The sequence below is a fragment of the Bifidobacterium biavatii DSM 23969 genome (genome assembly GCF_000741165.1).
GTDB lineage: Bacteria > Actinomycetota > Actinomycetes > Actinomycetales > Bifidobacteriaceae > Bifidobacterium > Bifidobacterium biavatii.
The window spans coordinates 1-19,312 of record NZ_JGYN01000037.1 but is presented as its reverse complement, the minus strand read 5'-3'; the positions used below and the strand labels follow the sequence as shown (position 1 = coordinate 19,312).

Annotated in this window: 17 protein-coding genes; 11 read left to right on the top strand and 6 right to left on the bottom strand. The window is 64.8% G+C overall.

Annotated features, from left to right (window positions below; translation table 11 throughout):
• A partial coding sequence (locus BBIA_RS11850) for a PTS transporter subunit EIIC (RefSeq protein ID WP_035138441.1) occupies window positions 1–1,620 on the bottom strand: 1,620 nt, incomplete at its 3' end.
• Window positions 1,621–2,068: 448 nt separating this feature from the next.
• Between BBIA_RS11850 and pgm the strand changes: the two genes are divergently transcribed.
• Window positions 2,069–3,745: a phosphoglucomutase (alpha-D-glucose-1,6-bisphosphate-dependent) gene (gene pgm, locus BBIA_RS11845; RefSeq protein ID WP_033493997.1), complete on the top strand. Its 1,677-nt coding sequence runs from the start codon at window positions 2,069–2,071 to the stop codon at window positions 3,743–3,745.
• Window positions 3,746–4,487: 742 nt separating this feature from the next.
• On the opposite strand, the gene BBIA_RS11840 is transcribed toward pgm, so the two are convergent.
• The gene (locus BBIA_RS11840) at window positions 4,488–5,450 is read right to left on the bottom strand and encodes a hypothetical protein (protein ID WP_033493995.1); all 963 of its coding nucleotides are present in this window, start codon (window positions 5,448–5,450) and stop codon (window positions 4,488–4,490) included.
• 663 nt (window positions 5,451–6,113) lie between these two features.
• Window positions 6,114–6,389, bottom strand: a complete 276-nt coding sequence (locus tag BBIA_RS11835) for a hypothetical protein (protein ID WP_152600537.1) — start codon at window positions 6,387–6,389, stop codon at window positions 6,114–6,116.
• 127 nt (window positions 6,390–6,516) lie between these two features.
• Here BBIA_RS11835 and BBIA_RS14335 point away from each other — a divergent pair, with 127 nt between their 5' ends.
• From BBIA_RS14335 to rpiA, 3 genes are all read left to right on the top strand, one after another.
• Window positions 6,517–6,678, top strand: a complete 162-nt coding sequence (locus BBIA_RS14335; protein WP_156103696.1) for a hypothetical protein — start codon at window positions 6,517–6,519, stop codon at window positions 6,676–6,678.
• Window positions 6,675–8,018 (top strand): ribonuclease H family protein, encoded by a 1,344-nt coding sequence (locus BBIA_RS11830; protein ID WP_033493991.1) that lies wholly within the window; start codon window positions 6,675–6,677, stop codon window positions 8,016–8,018. Before BBIA_RS14335 ends, BBIA_RS11830 begins: the two co-directional genes overlap by 4 nt.
• 136 nt (window positions 8,019–8,154) lie before the next feature.
• Window positions 8,155–8,853, top strand: coding sequence for a ribose-5-phosphate isomerase RpiA (gene rpiA, locus BBIA_RS11825; RefSeq protein ID WP_033493989.1), 699 nt, complete (start codon window positions 8,155–8,157; stop codon window positions 8,851–8,853).
• Between the two features lie 104 nt (window positions 8,854–8,957).
• Here rpiA and BBIA_RS13960 read toward each other — a convergent pair whose 3' ends face one another.
• Both BBIA_RS13960 and BBIA_RS11820 read right to left on the bottom strand, forming a co-directional pair.
• On the bottom strand, window positions 8,958–9,047 hold the full coding sequence (locus tag BBIA_RS13960) for a 30S ribosomal protein bS22 (protein ID WP_004268639.1): 90 nt from the start codon (window positions 9,045–9,047) through the stop codon (window positions 8,958–8,960).
• A 148-nt stretch (window positions 9,048–9,195) separates the two neighbouring features.
• Window positions 9,196–9,855, bottom strand: coding sequence for a hypothetical protein (locus BBIA_RS11820; RefSeq protein WP_033493987.1), 660 nt, complete (start codon window positions 9,853–9,855; stop codon window positions 9,196–9,198).
• 182 nt (window positions 9,856–10,037) lie between these two features.
• Between BBIA_RS11820 and BBIA_RS11815 the strand changes: the two genes are divergently transcribed.
• The 7 genes from BBIA_RS11815 (at window position 10,038) to BBIA_RS11785 (ending at window position 18,659) form a co-directional block, all read left to right on the top strand.
• Entirely contained in the window at window positions 10,038–11,588 is a 1,551-nt protein-coding gene (locus BBIA_RS11815; RefSeq protein ID WP_033493985.1) for a DNA repair protein RadA, read from the top strand.
• Window positions 11,589–11,609: 21 nt separating this feature from the next.
• A complete protein-coding gene (locus BBIA_RS11810) occupies window positions 11,610–13,397 on the top strand; it encodes an adenosylhomocysteinase (RefSeq protein WP_338010491.1) in 1,788 nt (595 codons plus the stop codon).
• A 74-nt stretch (window positions 13,398–13,471) separates the two neighbouring features.
• On the top strand, window positions 13,472–14,869 hold the full coding sequence (locus tag BBIA_RS11805; RefSeq protein WP_033493984.1) for an amidohydrolase family protein: 1,398 nt from the start codon (window positions 13,472–13,474) through the stop codon (window positions 14,867–14,869).
• A 225-nt stretch (window positions 14,870–15,094) separates the two neighbouring features.
• Window positions 15,095–15,631: a cupin domain-containing protein gene (locus BBIA_RS11800; protein WP_033493982.1), complete on the top strand. Its 537-nt coding sequence runs from the start codon at window positions 15,095–15,097 to the stop codon at window positions 15,629–15,631.
• Between the two features lie 156 nt (window positions 15,632–15,787).
• A complete protein-coding gene (locus BBIA_RS11795; RefSeq protein WP_033493980.1) occupies window positions 15,788–16,660 on the top strand; it encodes an ABC transporter substrate-binding protein in 873 nt (290 codons plus the stop codon).
• Between the two features lie 284 nt (window positions 16,661–16,944).
• Window positions 16,945–17,838, top strand: a complete 894-nt coding sequence (locus BBIA_RS11790; protein WP_033493978.1) for an amino acid ABC transporter permease — start codon at window positions 16,945–16,947, stop codon at window positions 17,836–17,838.
• Window positions 17,835–18,659, top strand: coding sequence for an amino acid ABC transporter ATP-binding protein (locus tag BBIA_RS11785; protein WP_033493976.1), 825 nt, complete (start codon window positions 17,835–17,837; stop codon window positions 18,657–18,659). The genes BBIA_RS11790 and BBIA_RS11785 overlap by 4 nt, the downstream gene beginning before the upstream one ends.
• 340 nt (window positions 18,660–18,999) lie before the next feature.
• Here BBIA_RS11785 and BBIA_RS11780 read toward each other — a convergent pair.
• Window positions 19,000–19,312, bottom strand: a 313-nt coding sequence (locus tag BBIA_RS11780) for a riboflavin kinase (protein ID WP_035138440.1), incomplete at its 5' end; no start/stop codon positions are given.

The window sequence follows — 19,312 nt, the reverse complement described above, 5'->3', positions numbered from 1 at the left end:
GGTCGCGGCGGCCGGAGCGGCAGCCGGGGAAGCGGCCGGGGCGGACGCGGCCTGGGCCTCGAGCTCGCGGTCGGCCTTCTCCTGGGCGAGACGCTCCTGCAGCTCGGCCTTCTGCTCCGGGGTGCGGTAGTCGAGCGTGATGATCAGGAACATGGACACGGCGAACGCGACTGCGATGGACACGCCGTAGACCCACATCTGGTTGAACACCGGGATGGTGAGCAGCGAGGTGAAGGCGAACGCGGTGGTGGTCACGCCGCGCACGGTCTCGCCGGAGGCGACGACGGACGGGAACAGCCAGCCGAGGACGGCGATCACGACGCCGCCAACGCCGCAGCCGATGAGCATGCGCTTGTAGACCATCTTGTAGCGCAGGTGGATGCCGTAGAGGGACGGCTCGGAGACGCCACCGAGCAGGCCGGCGGCGAGGGCGCCGATGGAGGTCTGGCGCATTTCCTTATCGTGGTCGCGGATGGAGATGAAGAGCACGCCGGCGGTGGCGCCGAAGCAGGCGAAGTTCCACACGCCCATCGGGCCCTGGATGAAGTCGTAGCCGAGGGACTGGATGTTCATGAGCATGAGGGCGTTGAGCGGCCAGTGCAGGCCCAGCGGCACGAGGAACGGATAGAGCATCGGGATCGCGATGGCGAACACGAACGGGGCGTGGCCGTTCATCCAGGCGAGGACGACGCCGAGGCCGTTGCCGACCCACACGCCCAGCGGGCCGATGATGAAGGCGGTGAGCACGCCGACGATGATCATGGCGAAGAACGGCACGAACACGAGCTGGACGCTGTCCGGGATGATCTTCTTCAGGCCGTGGTAGACGAGGCCGAGCACGGCGGCCATCATCAGCGGCACGAACACGTTGCCGGAGTAGTCGGACAGCTGCATCGGTAGACCGAACACGGTGGCGGTGCAGTCGGTGGTGCCCAGCGTGGCGTTCTCGACGCAGGAAACCGCGTTACCCCACGTCTTGGCGTCGGACAGGGCGGCGAACTGCGGGGTCATGAGCATGGCCATGATGGAGCCGCCGAGCCACGGGTCGACCTTCAGCTTCTTGGAGGCGTTGTAGGCAACCATGATCGGCAGGAAGTAGAACACGCCCTTCCAGATGGCCTTGATGAACATCAGGGAGGTGTTGTCCTCGTCGCCGGCGATGACGCCGAGCGAGATGAACAGGTTGACGAGCGCGATGATGATGGACGCGCCGAGCAGGACGCCCAGGATCGGGCGGAACGAGTCGGCCAGGTACTCGAAGAACGAGTCGAGCCAGGCGACCTTGCCGCGCGCCTTCGCGCGTTCGGCGGCCTTGACTTCGGCGTCGGTCATCTTGCCGTTGTTGGCGGCCTTGGCGGCGCCGCCGGCGTTCGCCATCTCGGGCAGATGCATGATCTCCTCGTACATGGAGGCGACGGCGCCGCCGATGACGACCTGGTAGCGGTCGCCGGCCTGCGGGACCGCGCCGAGCACGCCCTTCATGTGCTGCAGGCGGTTCTGGTCGACCTTGCCGCCGTCGACCAGTTCGAAACGCAGACGAGTGGCGCAGTGCGTCAGGCTCTTGACGTTGCCCGCGCCGCCGATGGCGTCGATGATCTGCGACGCTGTGGATTCAGCCATCTTTGGTTTCCTTCCCTTGTGTTTCCTGTTGTTCTCCTGTTATGTTCTCCGCCCTCGCAGAACCGCAAGACAACAAAAAAAGACCCAAGACATACACTTATGGCGTATGTCTCAGGTCTTGCGTCTTATGTGACTTGCAACCCTGCAAAAGTAGAAGTTCATAAGGCAGTGTAACGCCATCGAACCGGTTCCGCCAACTTTCGGCGCGTCGCCCGTCACGCCAACGGTCGCACCGGTCGCCGCGACCTATCGGAAACGTCAATTCCGGCCACGGCATTCCGATCATCGTCCAGCCGGCATGCGGCCGAAATCCGCCGCGCAACGGTCTCCGCACGCACCGTCCGCAATGTTCCACAACGACTCCGTCAGCAAGGATTCGCGCAACGTACGACGGCAATTCACAATGCAAATGTTTTCAGTCACGGAAATCCGTGGCAAAATAGAGGCTATGGTAGCAAAAAATGCGGGTCTTCCCGCCACCCCAGCTGATCTGATCAACGTCGACGAAGTCATCGGCAAGTACTACGACCTCGTCCCCGATCCGTCCGTGCCCGAACAGCGCGTCATCTTCGGCACCTCCGGCCACCGCGGATCGTCCCTGAAGACCTCGTTCAACGAGGCCCACATCGTCGCCATCACGCAGGCCATCGCCGAATACCGCAAGAAGGCCGGCGTCACCGGCCCGCTGTATCTCGGCTCCGACACGCACGCGCTGTCTGCGCCGGCCAAGAAGACCGCCATCGAGGTCCTCGTCGCCAACGGCGTGCACGTGCGCATCGACTCGCGCGACGACTTCGTGCCCACCCCGGTCGTCTCCCAGGCGATCCTGACGCACAACCGCGCGGCCGACGGCACCCAGCGTTTCGAAGGCGAGGGTCTGGCCGACGGCATCGTCGTCACCCCGTCGCACAACCCGCCGACCGACGGCGGCTTCAAGTACGACCCGGTCACCGGCGGCCCGGCCCCGGCCGACGTGACCAACGCGATCGCCGCGCGCGCCAACGAGCTGCTCGGCGACTACAAGTCCGTCAAGCGCGTGCCGTACGAGGAGGCCGTCAAGTCCGAGTTCGTCGAGGGCTTCGACTTCCGTGAGCACTACGTCGACGATCTGGCCAACGTGATCGACTTCGACGTCATCCGCAACTCAGGCGTGCGCCTGGGCATCGACCCGCTCGGCGGCGCGTCCGTCAACTACTGGCCGCTCATCAACGAGAAGTACGGTCTGAACATCGGCGTCGTGCGTCCGGAAGTCGACCCGACGTGGCGCTTCATGACCATCGACCACGACGGCAAGATCCGCATGGATCCGTCCTCGCCGTACGCGATGAAGGGCCTCGTCGACGAGCTCAACGCGGGCGCGTGGGACAAGTACGATCTGGTCGGCGGCACCGACCCGGATGCGGACCGTCACGGCATCGTGTGCCCGAACTGGGGCGTGATGAACCCGAACCACTACATTGCCGTGTGCGTGGAGTACCTGTTCGGCGGCAACCGTCCGGGCTGGCCGAAGGGCGCTGCCGTCGGCAAGACGCTCGTCTCCTCCTCCCTGATTGACCGCGTGGCCGCGTCGATCGGCGCGAAGGTGCTCGAGGTTCCGGTCGGCTTCAAGTGGTTCGTGGACCCGCTGTTCAGCGGCGAGGTCGCGTTCGGCGGCGAGGAGAGCTCCGGCATGAGCTTCCTGCGCCGCGACGGCCGCGTGTGGACCACCGACAAGGACGGCCTGATCCCCGACCTGCTGGCCGCCGAGATCACCGCCAAGACCGGCAAGAACCCGGCCCAGCTGCATCAGGAGCAGGTCGAGCGCTTCGGCGAGAGCTGGTACAAGCGCGTCGACACGCCGACCACGCTCGAGCAGAAGCAGAAGTTCGCCAAGCTCACCGGCGACGACGTGACCGCCACCCAGCTCGCCGGCGAGGACATCACCGCCAAGCTGACCGAGGCTCCGGGCAACCACGCCAAGATCGGCGGCCTGAAGGTCACCACCAAGGACAACTGGTTCGCGGCCCGTCCGTCCGGCACCGAGAACATCTACAAGGTGTACGCCGAGTCCTTCGAGTCCCCCGAGGCCCTCGACAAGGTCCTCGCCGAGGCCACCGAAGTCGTCGACAAGGCCCTCTCCGAGTGATGTTCTGATTTTCCCGGTCGGGGAGACGACCTCATCGACTTCATCAAGTCGTCTCCTCCCTGCAATCGGCCCCGCAGAAAGGTGTCCCTTCCGAACAGAGATTCGGAAGGGACACCTTTCTGTTGTTCGGCGATGTCGTCGGCTCGGTTACACCGGAACTGACATGATGCACCAATGTTGAGGGCCGCGGAGTCGTTGGCGTTCCTTGGCTGTTCCTTGGCACATCGGCAGCTGGGCACAATGCCTATATCACAGTGGGTTCAGCACAGCCATGTTGCTGTGCCTTCTGCCCTCCAGCAGAGGACACCGACGTTGAGCGGGGATTCCATGGAAGTCGGGGATCCGGGTCCATCCAACTCCATCCGCATCCACCCCAAACCACCAAGGCCAATTCGCCCCTCCTACCGTAGAACGACCCATCGTGGGCATAGACGGTACATAAATAGTGTGCCCATCTCAGATGTGGGCATAGACCGACCACGAAGAGACGACTTTGAGGTTCCTCATGGCCGGTCTATGCCCACGATTGCGCAAATATCCCGCCTATGCCCACGAACGGGAGGACTTCATGTACCGTCTATGCCCACATTTGCGGAAGGGACTCTTTCGAATTCTCTTGCACCATCGAATCACCCCGCAAAAATATCCCGCCTATACCCACATCAATCACCATCAGCCCTCTCATCCAGCGCCCTACCCTCTCACGCCCAACCGCTAGGCGGCCAATCGTCATCAACCGACGTCAGCCGCCGTCATCAAATCGCGGCACCCGCGCCTTATCCATCTTGTGCAGCAATCGATCACGGTGCAGCGCATCGCCGAACGAAAATCGAAACATCTCGTCGACAACCAGCCGAATTCCCTCCTCGCGCCGCTTCTCCTCGATCACCGTATCGGACAGATTGCCGTTGCGATACATCGAAGCATCACGGTATTTCACCCGCCCGTCAAGCTCACCGACAATAAACCTGCCGTCCGGCGTATGCCAGGCGAAATCCACGCGATATACGCGCGACATATCGTACGGGTCAACGATCTCCTCCTGCAGGCAGGGAATCATATAGCGCTCGTCGATCATCACGCCCAGCGCGTACGCTTCGCCACCATTCTCAGTCCTCCCCGTCGCATGACGGAGCACTCGCAATGCGGCGTCCCGCCGCCATCCCGGCATTGCGGCAAACGACTCCGCCAAATGGCGCTTGTCCCGCAAGCCGCAACGCAGCACGGCATCAAGTACGGCCAGCCCGTCGGGAAGCGGAAGCCTGCGCGCGCAGTCGAACACGGTGCGCTCCAACGGGGTGACCTTCACCCCATCGGCCATGTCGTACGACCGATCCGCGACGTAGTGATGCCTCATCCTGTCATAATCATGAACATGCCGCTCCCGGCTGGTGACGATGTGTACAAGGTCCAAGTGCCGCGACGAATCACTGACGTTCTGCATCACCGCAGCGGTCATATCACAGAAAATCCAGTCCGGATGCATGATCGCCAACGATCGGACGATACGACGATACCGTTCCACACTGTCAATCGTCTTCCACTGATCGGAACGCGCAAAGCAACGGCCGAATACGCGGGTCAGCTCTCCCGCATCCGACCGGCGTCTGAACATGCGTCGTTCAGCGTCGTCCCTGGGCCAGATGCAAAGCCTCTGGCGCTCCGCGATCTCACAACGGTCAATCAAGGCTGTATTGCGTCTCATGACAATGCAGCATAGAGGAAATCCGTCTCGTGCCGGGCGTTATTCGACCCTTGTGGTCGAATGGTCGCTGATCGGCGTGTGTTCCGTTGAAAATACGCCAATCCGCCCTTGTCGGCACGACTCCCCACCGTCGCAATAATGCGGAAAATGTGGATAACCAGTTGGGGCATAAGGCAGTACACACATCAAGCACGCCCGAGCGATGACGTCAACCCATACCCCGGAGGTCTACGTCAGCCATTCGCTAAGACTAGACGTAGATATAAGAATGCCAATAAGAACCGGTACAACAAGATCGTGGGCATAGACGGTACATCAACAATGCACCCATCACAATCGTGGGCATAGACCAACCATGAAGAGGCCAAAAGTCGTCTCTTCGCGGTCGGCCTATGCCCACGATTGCGCAAATATCCCGCTTATACCCACGAATAAGGAGACTTCATGTACCGTCTATGCCCACGATCAGGAACGATCAGGAAACATCAGCACCCAACCCCACCGGATGCCCATCGTCAATGGTAGGGTCTATGCCCACAATCTTTCTCTGTCGGTGACCCATTCCCGCAGCCGGGCTTGAATCCCCTCACCCGTCGTTCATCGGCATGGCAATATCACTATCACCGCAATCACCGTACCCAGTCCCGAGCCGCACCCGACAATTCATATGCGACGCTCGAGCAGTTCCTGCTGACGGCCTTCGGCGATCAGGCGCTGGCAAACGGGGCAAATCGCGCCATAGTCGGCGGTGCGGGAGAGCGCGGCGAACCGGTGGCAGATCCGGCATTCGCGCAGCGAGCACAGCGCGGAGACGGCGGCCGCGGCAACCGTCATCGCGGCCGCGGCGAAATGGGCAAGCGCGCACAACGAGACCGCCGCCACGAGCAGCACCGCTCCGGCGATCATGCAACGGGATCGAGATTGCAGTCTGTTGCCCATATCCTCCCCTTTCCGCTATGACCATAGCGCGTCAGACCTACACGCAAGCCGATTCCCGTGTCGTGAGCGTGCACAATGCCAACGGCCCCGAATCGGCGCATCCGGCAAGCCAGCTAAGGTGGAACGCATGACCATCACAGTTTCCACGGACGGCAGCGCACTGGGCAACCCGTATGCTGAGCCGTCAAACAGACAGTCCAGCGGACTGTCCGCAGGCGAAGTGAGCGGGCGCGCGACCAGCGTCCGCGAAGGGGCTGTTCGGGTTGACCAGAAAGCGAGCAGGGCATGACCATCACCGTATCCACAGACGGCAGTGCACTGGGCAACCCGAACGGACCGATGGGCTGGGCGTGGGCCGACCATGAACCGCATGCGGGCGGGCGTCCCGGCCACGAGCACGGCGGCGACTGCGACGCGGGCGGCGCCACGAACGGCACGAACCAGATCGGCGAATTGTGCGCGGTGCTCGAGGCGCTGCGCGCACACCCCGGTTCCGAGCCGCTGGTGATCGAAACGGATTCGCAGTACGCGATCAACTGTTCGACCAAGTGGGTGCACGGCTGGAAGAAGAACGGCTGGAAGAACTCGCAGAAGAAGCCGGTCAAGAACGCGGCGCTCATCAAGGCGATCGACGCGGAGCTGTCCAAGCGGGCCGGGTCGGTGAAGTTCGTGTGGGTCAAGGGCCATGCGGGCAACGCCGGCAACGAGAAGGTCGACGAATTGGCGCGCACGTACGCGGGTGACTGCCGTGCGCATGTGCGCGACGGCTACCTGCCGAAGGAGGGCTGGGAGTCGCTGCTTGCGTCCGAGTACGCGAAGGGCACGGACGTGCCGGCCGACGCGCGGATGCTGATGGACGGGCTGATTTCCGCGAAGGACTATCATCTGGGCCGCGGAGAGGACGCCGGCGAGTATGCCTGTGACGATGCGTCCGGTCGCGATGACGCGGACGGTCGCGGCCGCAGTCGTGGCCTGCATCGTGCGGATGATTCGACGGCCGATGATCGTCGGCACGATGACGGCGCGCATGATCGCGCCGACGGCCGCGCTGCCGATCGTGCCCGCGTCCGGCCGGCGGGACGCGACACGGCGACGCGCGCCGATCGTCGGCCAGTCAGTCTGGCCGATCGTCTGGCCGAACCGGAGAGCGTGCCGGACGATCTGGCCGATTTCGGCGCGACAACGACCGACGCGACGACAACCGACGCAACGACAACCGACGCAACGACGACCGAATTTTCCCGGCCATCTGCCGATGTGACGATCGCGATCGGCGCGGTGCCGTCAAACGGGGAAGCCGGGGCGGATCAGGCCGAATCCGCACAATTTCAACCGTCTTCGGCGGCATCGTCCGCGCGATCGGTACAATCCGCCCGGCTTGCGGCGCCGTCACGGCAACCGTCGGAGACCGTCGCGCAGCCCGAGGCCCGACCCGCAACGCAGCCCGCGGCACAGCCGTCGGGACTGACCGTGTCGGGCGAACTGCGGTTCTCTCCCCCGCCGTCGTCGAGCCCGACGTTCGACGGTCGTCCGCGGCTGATCCGCGGCAGCATCGTAGTCGAGGGCTGGGTGGACGGCGACGGCAATCTCACGCTCACGAACGCGCCGTTCGTCATCCGCACATCGTGAACGATCGTGAACGCTGTGAAACACGCCATGAAACATCGCGTGGACACACCCGGGCAGCCGGCCGCATCTCGGATAGTATAGGAGGCGAGCTTGGCGCGACGAGCGCGAGGCGAATTTCCGTGGAAGGAGAACCATTATGGATAAGGCGCAGCAGGATGCGTTGAAGAAGGCGGCGGGCATCGAGGCCGCCAAGCTGGTCACCGACGGCATGATCGCCGGCCTCGGCACCGGCTCTACCGTGCGGTTCCTGGTCGACGAGCTCGGCCGCCGCGTCAAGGAGGAGGGCCTCCAGTTCACCGGCGTGACCACCTCCCGCCGCACGCAGGAGCAGGCCGAGAGCTACGGCATCAAGATCGTCGACATCGACGACGTGGACCACATCGATGTGACCATCGACGGCGCGGACGAGGTCGACAAGAACTTCAACGGCATCAAGGGCGGCGGCGCAGCCCTGCTGTGGGAGAAGATCGTGGCCACCAACTCCAACCAGATCGTGTGGATCGTCGACGAGTCCAAGGTCGTCGACACCATCGGCAAGTTTCCGCTGCCGGTCGAGGTCATCCCGTTCGGCGCCGGCCACGTCATCAAGAAGTTCGAGGCCAAGGGCTACAAGCCGGTGCTGCGCCTCGACGCCGAAGGCAAGCCGGTGCGCACCGACGAGAACAACTACGTGGTCGACCTGCACCTCGAGCGCATCGACCACCCGCAGGATCTGGCCGAGGATCTCATCACCACGGTCGGCGTGGTGGAGCACGGCCTGTTCCTCAACATGGTCGACAAGGTCATCGTCGGCGACCCGAACGGCCCGCGCGTCATGACCAACGGCAACAAGTGATCTGATTCGGCGGACTGCCGGCAGACACGGAACAGATACGTAAAAGCCCCTTGCGGATGAATCCGTAAGGGGCTTTCGTGTTGCTCACCGAGTGAGCGAGAAGACTACTTGCGCTGGTGGCGAGTCTTACGCAGCAGTTTGCGGTGCTTCTTCTTGCTCATCCGCTTGCGGCGCTTCTTGATGACCGAACCCATCTCAGCCTCCGTTCCTAAAGAATCGAAAAGATGTCAACTTGCCCAATAGTACACGCATTCGCAGACTAACGGTATCGGCGTTCCCCAACAGCGGTCAGACGGCCGCCAAAACGGCCTCCGAACACGGCCGCAGGAACGGCCATCCACGTCACAGCGGGAACTTCGGGTAGAACCGTTCCACGCCGGCCTTCGCGCCGGTCACCTGGAACACCACCGTGTCATTGCGCCACACGGCGACAGCCTTGGTGTCGTCGTTCGCGTCGGTCTTGGCCACGTAGTTGCCGGTCGACTGGCCAGAAACCTTCACCGTGCCGGAGCCGAGCTCGGTGCCGGTGAGCGCGCCAGCGAGCGAATCGTACTGCTTTTTCGCGCTGTCGGCGGTGGACCACTGCGCGACGATCAGCGTCACGTCCTTGGCCTCATCACCAGTCGAATAGGTGAGCGTGTACTCCTCAAGCGGCGACGCGGCGGTCCACGTGGTGCTCGCGGCGGCCGCGGTGCGCGCGTAGTTGAGCACGCTGTCGGGCATGGCCTTGAGCAGCTCGCTCGCGTTGTCCGGCAGGGCCGTGGCCTTGATGCTCGGCGTGGTCGGCTCCTCCTCTTCCTTCTTCGAATCCGTGCCCGAAGACGAGGACTGCGAATTCGTGCCCGACGATTGCGTCGTCTGGCTGCCGCCCTTGTTCAGCGCCCAGCCCGGCCACACGAACGCGGACAGCAGCGCGAGAACGATCACCAGAGCGGCGGCCACCACCACGGCGATCAGCTTGCCGTGGGACGGAGAAACGGAAGATGCTTGAGTGTTCGACATGGTTCGCATTCTCTCACAGCCGCATGACTCGCCCGCAGCCTGCCGCGGTTTCGTTTCACCCTCGCCACACGTTGCCGTGATCCCCGCCGCCGTACGGCCCGCCGCCGCGTTGTAGCCGCGTTGTAGCCGCGATGTAGCCGTATGTAGTCGCGTTGTCGTCGAAGCTCGTTAGCGTCGGAGGCATGGCAAAGACGACCACGCAATACCTGTGCTCGGAATGCGGCTGGAGCGGCACGAAATGGTACGGACGCTGCCCCGAATGCGGCCAGTGGGGCACGCTCGAGGAGTTCCGCGAGTCGCGGCCCGCCGCCGCGTCGCAGTCGCGCACCGCCGCGCCAGGACGCACCGCGCGCACCACGGCCGGCGACATTCCCGAACGCAGCCAGGCCAGGCCGATCACGCAGGTCGACACGGACGCGGTCACGCGCATGCCGACCGGATTCGGCGAGTTCGATCGCGTGCTCGGCGGCGGCATCGTCCCCGGTTCGGTCGTGCTCGTCGCCGGCGAGCCGGGCGTCGGCAAGTCGACGCTGCTGCTGGAGACGGCCGGCAACATCGCGCGGCTCGTCGCTCATGGCGGAACACAAGGCGGAATGCAAGGTGACGCTTCCGCCGCGGCCGCGACGTCCGCATCCCACTCTGCAAACGCGCGTTCGCACGATGCTCCCGCGCGCATCGATCTACCGCATGCGCATCCGACCGTCCTGTACATCTCCGGCGAGGAGTCCGCGGCGCAGGTGCGTCTGCGCGCCACGCGCATCAACGCGGTCGAGGACAACCTGCTGCTCGCCTCCACCACCGATCTGGCGACCGTGCTCGGGCTCATCGAACAGGAGCGACCGGCGCTGGCGATCGTCGATTCAGCGCAGACGATCGTCTCGCAGAACGTCGACGGCATTTCGGGCGGCTCCACGCAGGTACGCGAAGTGGCGAGCGCGCTCATCGACTCGGCGAAAAGCCTCGACGTGCCGATTTTGCTGGTCGGCCACGTCACCAAGGACGGGTCGATCGCCGGCCCGCGCACGCTTGAGCATCTCGTGGACGTGGTCTGCCAGTTCGAGGGCGACCCGGACACGGCGCTCAGGATGTTGCGCGCGGTCAAGAACCGTTTCGGCCCGACCGACGAGGTCGGCTGCTTCGACATGAGCGGCGAGGGCATCGAGGAGGTGACCGATCCGTCCGGCCTGTTCCTGTCCGCGTCCGCGCCGGGCGGCGACGCGGCGGACGCGCCGGTGGAGGGCACGTGCGTCACGCTCACGTTGGACGGCCATCGCAGCCTGCCGATCGAGATTCAGTCGCTGGTGACCGCGTCCGTGCTGCCGACGCCGCGTCGCGCGGTGAACGGCGTGGATTCGAACCGCATCGCGATGCTCACGGCCGTGTTGTACCGGCACGGCAAGGTGAATCTGCTCGCGAACGATTTGTACGTGTCGACGATCGCGGGCGGGCTTGCGAAGGAGCCGGCGTGCGATCTGGCGATCGTGGCGGCGTTGACGAGCGCGGCGAAGTCGCGTCCGATCGCCCGCACGACATGTGCGATCGGCGAGATTTCGCTGACCGGGCAGGTGCGTCCGGTGCCGCGGCTGGAGTACCGGCTGCGCGAGGCGGCCCGGCTCGGGTTCATGACGGCCGTGTGCCCGACGCCGCGCAAGCCGGTCGACGTGCCCGGATTGTGCTTGGTCGAGGTGAGCACGCTGGCCGACGCGCTCGCCGCGCTCGGATTGAGCCGATAGATTGCGACAAGGAGAAGACCGATGACCGAACTTGATTTCGCCCGTTGGGCGGCCGCGTATTCGCAGCGTACGAACCGCTCGCTGGCCGGCTCGTGCGTCGCCGTGCCACTTGGCCGGCATGATGACAGCGTGCGCGCGTTCGCCGACGCGGCCGCGCAGTGGGGCATGATCGTCGAACCAAGCAGAGCGCCCGATTCTTGTCATGCCGAGCGAAACGAAACACCCGCCACCCGTCATTTCGAGCGAAGCGAAGCGCAGTCGAGAAATCTTGCCGAGAGGACTGAAAGATCTCTCGACTCCGGCTTCGCCTCCGCTCGAGATGACAACGAGGCCACCCGTCACGCACCTACTCGAGACAGCAAAGAAGCGGCCAGGCACACATCCGTTCGGAAGGACGGTCGCCCTATTTCCGTAGCCGATGAGGTGCTGGATGCGCGCAAGTTGAGCGGCAAGGAGGCGATCGACTATGCCGAGGCGCATATGGACGTGCTGCGCGCTTTGATGGCGCAGATGCGGAAAACCGTTGATTTCACGGAGATCCGCATCGCCGTGTGCCTGGTGCTGGAGCCGAAGACCGCGGTGCTGCTGCGGGCGCTGCGTGACGCCGGCGCGACGGTGGGCGTGTTTGCGGACCCGTCGGAAACCGATCAGCGCGTCGCCGACCAGCTCGCTCGCGAAGGCATCGCCGTTGAAGCGAACGTATGCTGGACGCCGGAGGAGACACAGGCCGGCGCGCTGCGACTGCTGGACACGATCCGTCCGCAGATCATCATCGACGACGGCGCAAGCTTTGCGCGTCTGGCCGCGGCGGAGCGTCCGGAACTGCTGGACGGTTTCATCGGCGTGGCCGAGGAGACGACGAGCGGCGTGCGCGCGTTCCAGGCCATGCAGGACGCGGGCGCGCTCGCGTTCCCGGTGATCGCGGTCAATGACAGCGTGCTCAAAACCGGTTTCGACAACATGCACGGCACGGGCGAGACCTGCGTGACGACGATGCAGGAGCTGCTCGGCGCGCACTGTTTTGCAGGCAAGGCCGTGGCCGTGATCGGTTACGGCCCGGTCGGCAGGGGTTTCGCGGTGCGCGTGCGCGCGCTCGGCGCGGACGTGACCGTGTGCGACACGGATCCGGTGGCCGCGCTCAAGGCGGTGTTCGACGGGTTCGCCGCACAGGACATCGACGACGCGGTGGCAGCGGCTGACATCGTCGTCTCGGCGACCGGCGTGCGGCATACGATCGCACTGGAACATATGCGGCGCATGCGCGAGGGTGCCGTGCTGTCCGTGATCGGCGGCATCGCGAACGAAATCGCGCTCGACGACATCCCCGACTTCCGTCATGACAACGCGCGCAGCGTCAGCGCACTCGCCGTGCCGGGCGGGCCGACGCTCACGCTGCTGGCCGAGGGCGACGGCGTCAACTACACGGCCGGCGGCGGCAATCCGATCGAAATCATGGACCTGAGTTTCGCCGTGCAGGCGAGCGCCGTGGCCTATCTGCTCGCCCATCGCGGCACGGTAGCGGCGTCGCATGGCTCCGGTGACTCGGCATCATCACACGCTGCACCGTCGGACGTATCATCGTTGGACGTCGAATCATCGAATGCAACGGCGCCACAGGCAGCGGCATCGGACATCAACGCGCCGACAGTCGACGTGACCCCGCTCTCCCCCGGCCTGCACCGGCTCGACGCCGCGTCCGACCGTCGCATCGCGCAGGTCGCGCTCGACGTGCGCGGCCAGTCCGCCAGCCACGCGGTCGCCGACAACGGCTACGACTGGCGGCTCACCCGCTTCGCCGACGCGAACTGAACGGCATCGCGCGCACGCGCGATTCCTCCACGCGAACGGCGTTGCGCCGCCGCCCCGATCGGTATAAAGGAACCATGACCACAACCGACGATTTCGACCCGCTCTATGCGGCCGCGCACCCGGCGCCGCTGACCGAGGTGACGCTGTACAGCGCGCCGCTCATCATCCCCGTGACCGGACCGGTGATCCTGGACGGCGCGATCGCCGTGTCCGGCAGCCGCGTGGTGCACGTCGGCACGCGGCGCTGGGTGCTCGACACGCTCAAACAGGACATGGCCACCAACGCGCGCATCGACGAGCATCACTGGCACGGCGTGATCACGCCGGGACTCATCAACGCGCACACGCACCTGCAGTACACGAACATGGCCGAGGTGGGCCGCGGCACGTACCAGAGCTTCCGCGACTGGGAGCTCGGCTTTAACCCGGTGTACGAGCGGCTGTGCGAGGAAGGCGACTGGAAGGCGTCGGCGGAAGAGGGCGCGCGCATGATGGTCGAGGCGGGCACCACCGCCGCGGCCGACATCGTCACCGACCCGGAGGCGGCGGGCGCGCTCGCCTCGCAGGGCATGCACGGCGTCGCCTACTGGGAGGTGATGGACTGGCGCAACGACGAGTGGCGCAAGGTCGGCGTGCGCGAACTCGTGCGGCATTTGGGACGCATGCGCGCCGAGGACCTGCCGAGCGTGGGCATCAGCCCGCACGCGCCGTACACGCTGGAAACCGCGCCGTTCGTGGATCTGCCGGACATTGCGCGCCAGCTCGACATGCGTCTGCACATCCATTTGGCCGAAACACCGATGGAAGCGGGCGCGCACGGCGCGGAAGGCACGCTGTCCACGTATTCGGCGGCGTCGTGGCGTGACGAGGACTGGACCAGCTACCAGCAGCTCAAGGACGCGGGTCAGGGCGCGTCCGCGATCCAGTTCCTCGATCAGCTCGGTTCGCTCGGCCCGGACGTGCACATCGCGCACGGCGTGTGGGCCGACGCGGAGGATCGCCGCATCCTGCGCCAGCGCGGCGTGGGCGTCGCGTTGTGCCCGCGCTCGAACCGGATCACCGTGACCGGCCGCGACGCGCCGATCCGCGAATATCTGGAGGAAGGCAACCTGCTGGCAGTCGGCACGGATTCGCTGTCCAGTTCGCCGAGTCTGGACGTGCTCGACGATGTGGCGATGCTGTACGATCTGGCACGCGAGCAGGGCTATGCCGGCGACGACCTGTCGCACCGGCTGATCCGCATGATGACACTCGGCGGCGCGCAGGAACTCGGCATGCACGTCGGCGCGGGCCGCATCGGCCAGATCAACGCGGGCGCGATGGCCGATCTCGCGTTCTTCGACGTGCCTGTGTACGTGGCCACGCCGCGCGGCATCGAGGACACACTCGAGGAGCTGGTGCGCCACGGCGCCGGAACCAACCGTGCCACCGTCATCTCCGGCCGCGTCGTCTATAACAACCACGCGTTCTGACGTCCGACCGTCCTATTTCCTTCGCCAGCACCCGCCCCTACTGGCCAAAAACCAACGCCATGATGGCGTTTCGCGTTGGTTTCTGGCCAGTAATGCTCGGCAACTCTCCACAAACCAACGCTTATACGCCGTTTTGCGTTGGTTTGTGGAGAGTACAGAGCGAGCAGCGTGGAGCCGCGGCGGTTTGGACGTACCCCATTCCATCAATCACAAGGAGTTTTAGATATGAGTGTCGCATTGGAGAATATGAGCGCATACGCGCGTTCCGTCGTGGAACGGTTGGGGCTGGAAGCCCATCCCGAGGGCGGCTGGTACACGCGCGACTGGCAGGCGCCGGCGATCGACCAGGCGTCCGGCCGCCCGCTCGCGTCGTTGATCTACTTCCTGCTGCCGGAAGGCGACGCGAGCGCCTGGCACAAGGTCGACGCGGACGAGATCTGGCTGTGGCACGGCCCGTCCACGGTCACGCTGGAACTCGGCGGCAGCGGCGACGCGCCGGCCGCCGATCCCGCGGAGATCCAGTCGATCATGCTCGGCCAAGGCGTCGCGGGCACTGGCCCGACGGCCGAAGCCGACGACTCACCGGCCGCCGCATCGACCGCGTCCATCACGTCTGGCACATCCGCCGCATCCGCAGCGCCGGTCGGCCACGCGATCGTCCCCGCCGGCGTGTGGCAGCGGACCGTCCCCGGCCGCGGCGACGCGCTCGTCTCCTGCGTCGTCTCCCCCGGCTTTACGTTCGACGGTTTCACGCTCGAATAGCCGATAACCGGTCATAGACAACGGCGATAGGCACGGGCGCGCGGCGGTAGCGGCAATATCCTAAAATTGGCGCTGATGCGCCAAAACCGCTGTCCGGCCGCACGATCGGCCGGCCGTTATCGCGCATGCAATCAAGGAATAGAGAGGAAATTCATCATGTTCAGCAAGAAGAGCCTTGTCCGCGCGGCTGTCGCCACGGTCAGCGCCGTCGCGCTCGCGTTCTCCGCGGCCTGCGGCTCGTCCAACAACGCCAACGATTCCAGCACCAGCACGAACGCCGACAGCTCCGACATCACGCAGCAGACCGTCAAGCCGGGCAAGCTCACCATCGCGACCGGCGACCCGGCGTACGAACCGTGGGTCATGAACGACAAGCCGGAGTCCGGCGAGGGCTTCGAGGCCGCACTGGCGTACGACGTGGCCGAAAAGCTCGGATTCAACAAGTCCGACGTCGTCTGGACGCGCACCACGTTCGACTCGGCCATCGCCCCGGGCGCCAAGGATTGGGATCTCAACATCCAGCAGTTCGGCATCACCGACGAGCGCAAGCAGGCCGTCGACTTCTCGTCCGGCTACTACAAGGACACGCAGTCGGTCGTCGTGAAGAAGGACGGCAAGTTCGCGTCCGCCAAGTCGCTCGCCGATCTCAAGAACGCCGTGATCGGTGTGATGGTCGGCACGCAGGCCTACACGATCGTCAAGGACAAGATCAAGGACGACATCCAGACGTTCAACGACGACGCCTCGCTCGCGCAGGCGCTTGAGGCCGGACAGATCGACGCGCTCGTGACGAACACGGTCGAGAGCGTGTACATGGTCCAGTCCGAGCAGGTCAAGGACGCCAAGGTGCTCGGCCGTATCGCCGGCTCCGAGGACAAGGACGGTCTGGGCATCGTGCTGCCGAAGGATTCCAAGCTCACCGCGGCCGTCACCAAGGCCGTGGACGAGCTGAACGCGGACGGTACGCTCAAGAAGCTGCAGGACAAGTGGCTGGCCGAGTACACCACCGACCTGACCGAGCTCAAGTAAGTTCCTTTTCTTGGCTCCCCTTGTCAGGACGTTGCCATGAAAGCAAACAGCAGTGCTGTTTGCAGGCAACGTGCGGGCCGACAGGCACGCCAGCAACGGCGCGGGGCGCAAGCCCCGTCCGTAATTGCAGGTCGAGCTGTCACGCGAAAGCGTGACTGAGAGGTAGTTAAAACCAGAAAATACTCCGCCGTTTTTGACGCTCCCCCAATCAGCTTCGCTGACAGCCCCCTCAGCCGAGGGGGCCAAGATAAGGACAGTTCGCCCACTGCAATAGAATCCCTACTATGGTCGATTCGCAAACCTCGCAGGACCTCGCCACCGGCGCGACGGCAACGCCGCCGGTGAGCGAGGTCGAACTTTCCCGTCGTGCCTACCGGCGCACGCAACAGATCAAGTCGGTGGTCACGAGCCTCGTCAGCACCATCGTGCTGGCCGCCATCGTCGTCGTCGGGCTCCAGCTCTCCCCCGGCTGGCCGCGCGTCAAGCAGACGTTCTTCTCCGCCGAATACTTCGCGAAATCGTTCCCGGAAGTGCTCGACGGCCTGTGGCTGAACCTCAAGGTGCTCGTCGTCGCGGTGATCGGCGTCGCGATCTTCGCCACGCTCATCGCGCTCGTGCGCACCAGCAAAAGCCCGGTCATGTTCCCGCTGCGCGCGTTGGCCGCACTGTACACGACCGTCATGCGCGGCATCCCGATGATCGTCATCCTGTACCTGATCGGCTTCGGCATCCCCGGACTGCAGCTGACCAAGCAGCGCATCGACCCGTCGCTGCTCGGCACGATCGCCGTGATCATGGGCTACAGCGCGTACGTGGCCGAGGTGCTGCGCGCCGGATTCAACGACGTGCACCCGTCGCAGCGCGCGTCTGCGCGTTCGCTGGGACTGACGGCCGGGCAGACGACGTGGCTGGTGGTCGTGCCGCAGGCGTTGCGCAAGGTCGCGCCCGCGCTGATGAACGACTTCATCTCGATGCAGAAGGACGTGGGCCTCATCTCCGTGCTGGGCGCGGTGGACGCGGTGCGCGCGGCGCAGATCGAGGTGGCCAGCTCGTACAACTTCACGCCGTACGTGGTGGCGAGCCTGCTGTTCATCCTGATGAGCGTGCCGTTCATCCTGCTGAACGACTGGTATTCGGAGCGCCTACGCCGGCGCGAACAGAGCGGAGGCACGGTATGAGCACCATGAACGAACGTATGCAGGCGGCCGGCGGCGCAACGGACGCCGCCAACCTCGCTGAATCGGGCGGACTGGTCACGTCCACGCCGCTGCCGGTGCTGCGGCTCGACAACATCCGCAAGTCGTTCGGCACTACGCAGGTGCTGCGCGGCATCTCGTTCGAGGTCAAGCAGCATGAGGTCGTGGCGCTGCTCGGACCGTCCGGTTCCGGCAAGTCCACGCTCATGAAGTGCGTGAACCTGCTCGAGCAGGTCGACGACGGGCAGATCTGGCTCGGCGACACGGATATCACCGACCCGCGGGCCGATCAGGACAAGATCCGTGCGCGCATCGGCGTCGTGTTCCAGCAGTTCAACCTGTTCCCGCACATGTCGGTGCTCAAGAACGTCACGCTCGCTGCGATCAAAGTGCATCGCTGGAAACGCGACCGCGCCGAGGCGCGCGCGCTCGAACTACTCGACCGCATCGGCATGCGCGCGAAGGCGAACGCGTATCCGGACCAGCTGTCCGGCGGCCAGCAGCAGCGCGTGGCGATCGCCCGCGCGCTCATGACCGACCCGGAACTGCTGCTGCTCGACGAGATTACGTCCGCGCTCGACCCGATGCTCGTCGGCGAAGTGCTCAACATGGTCGCAGAGCTCAAGTCGCAGGGCACGACGATTCTGATGGCCACGCACGAGATGAGCTTCGCGCATGACGCGGCCGACCGCGTGGTGCTGATGCGTCACGGCGTCATCGCCGAGAACGGCACCCCGCGTGAGGTGATGGACGAGTCCGAGGATCCGGAGACCCGCGAGTTCTTCGCCCATTTCCGGCACTGAGCGGTTCCTTCGGTGTTTTCCGCGTTGTTACGATGCTTCGCGGGGGCACTGGCGTTAGACCCTGTTCATTTTGCCACGCTGAGGCGCCCCTTGCCGTGGAGAAACGGACAGGGTCTATCCATTTCTCCATGCTGGCGCGGCCTGGCGTGGCAATTCTGCCAGATCATCGCCGATTTGCCACGCAGAGATGCACCCCAATATGGCAAATTCGCGAAGATCTAACAAAATTGCCACGCTCACGCACTCCAGCACAGCAATACTGATAGACCCCCGCTGTTTTGCCACACAGGGATAGGCTCCAACGAGGCAGATTCGCGAGGATCTATCAGTATTACCACGCTCACGCGGTCAGGCGCTTGGTCTCCTCGACGTTGCGGCCGAGCTCGGCGACTAGGTCGTCGGCCGAATTGAACTTGACCTGCGGGCGCAGGAAGCCCGCGAATTCGACGCGCACGCGGTGACCGTACAGTTCCAGCCAGTCGTCGGTGATCGCGTACGATTCGACGACGCGCTCGTGCAGGCCGGTTTTCTCGCTGAACGTCGGCTTGGTGCCGATCGAGATCGCCGCCGGCCAGCGCCACGGCGAACCGTCCGCGATGCGCGCGCGATCGTCGGAGGCGACGCGATCGCTTGCGGCTACGGCGGCATCGCTC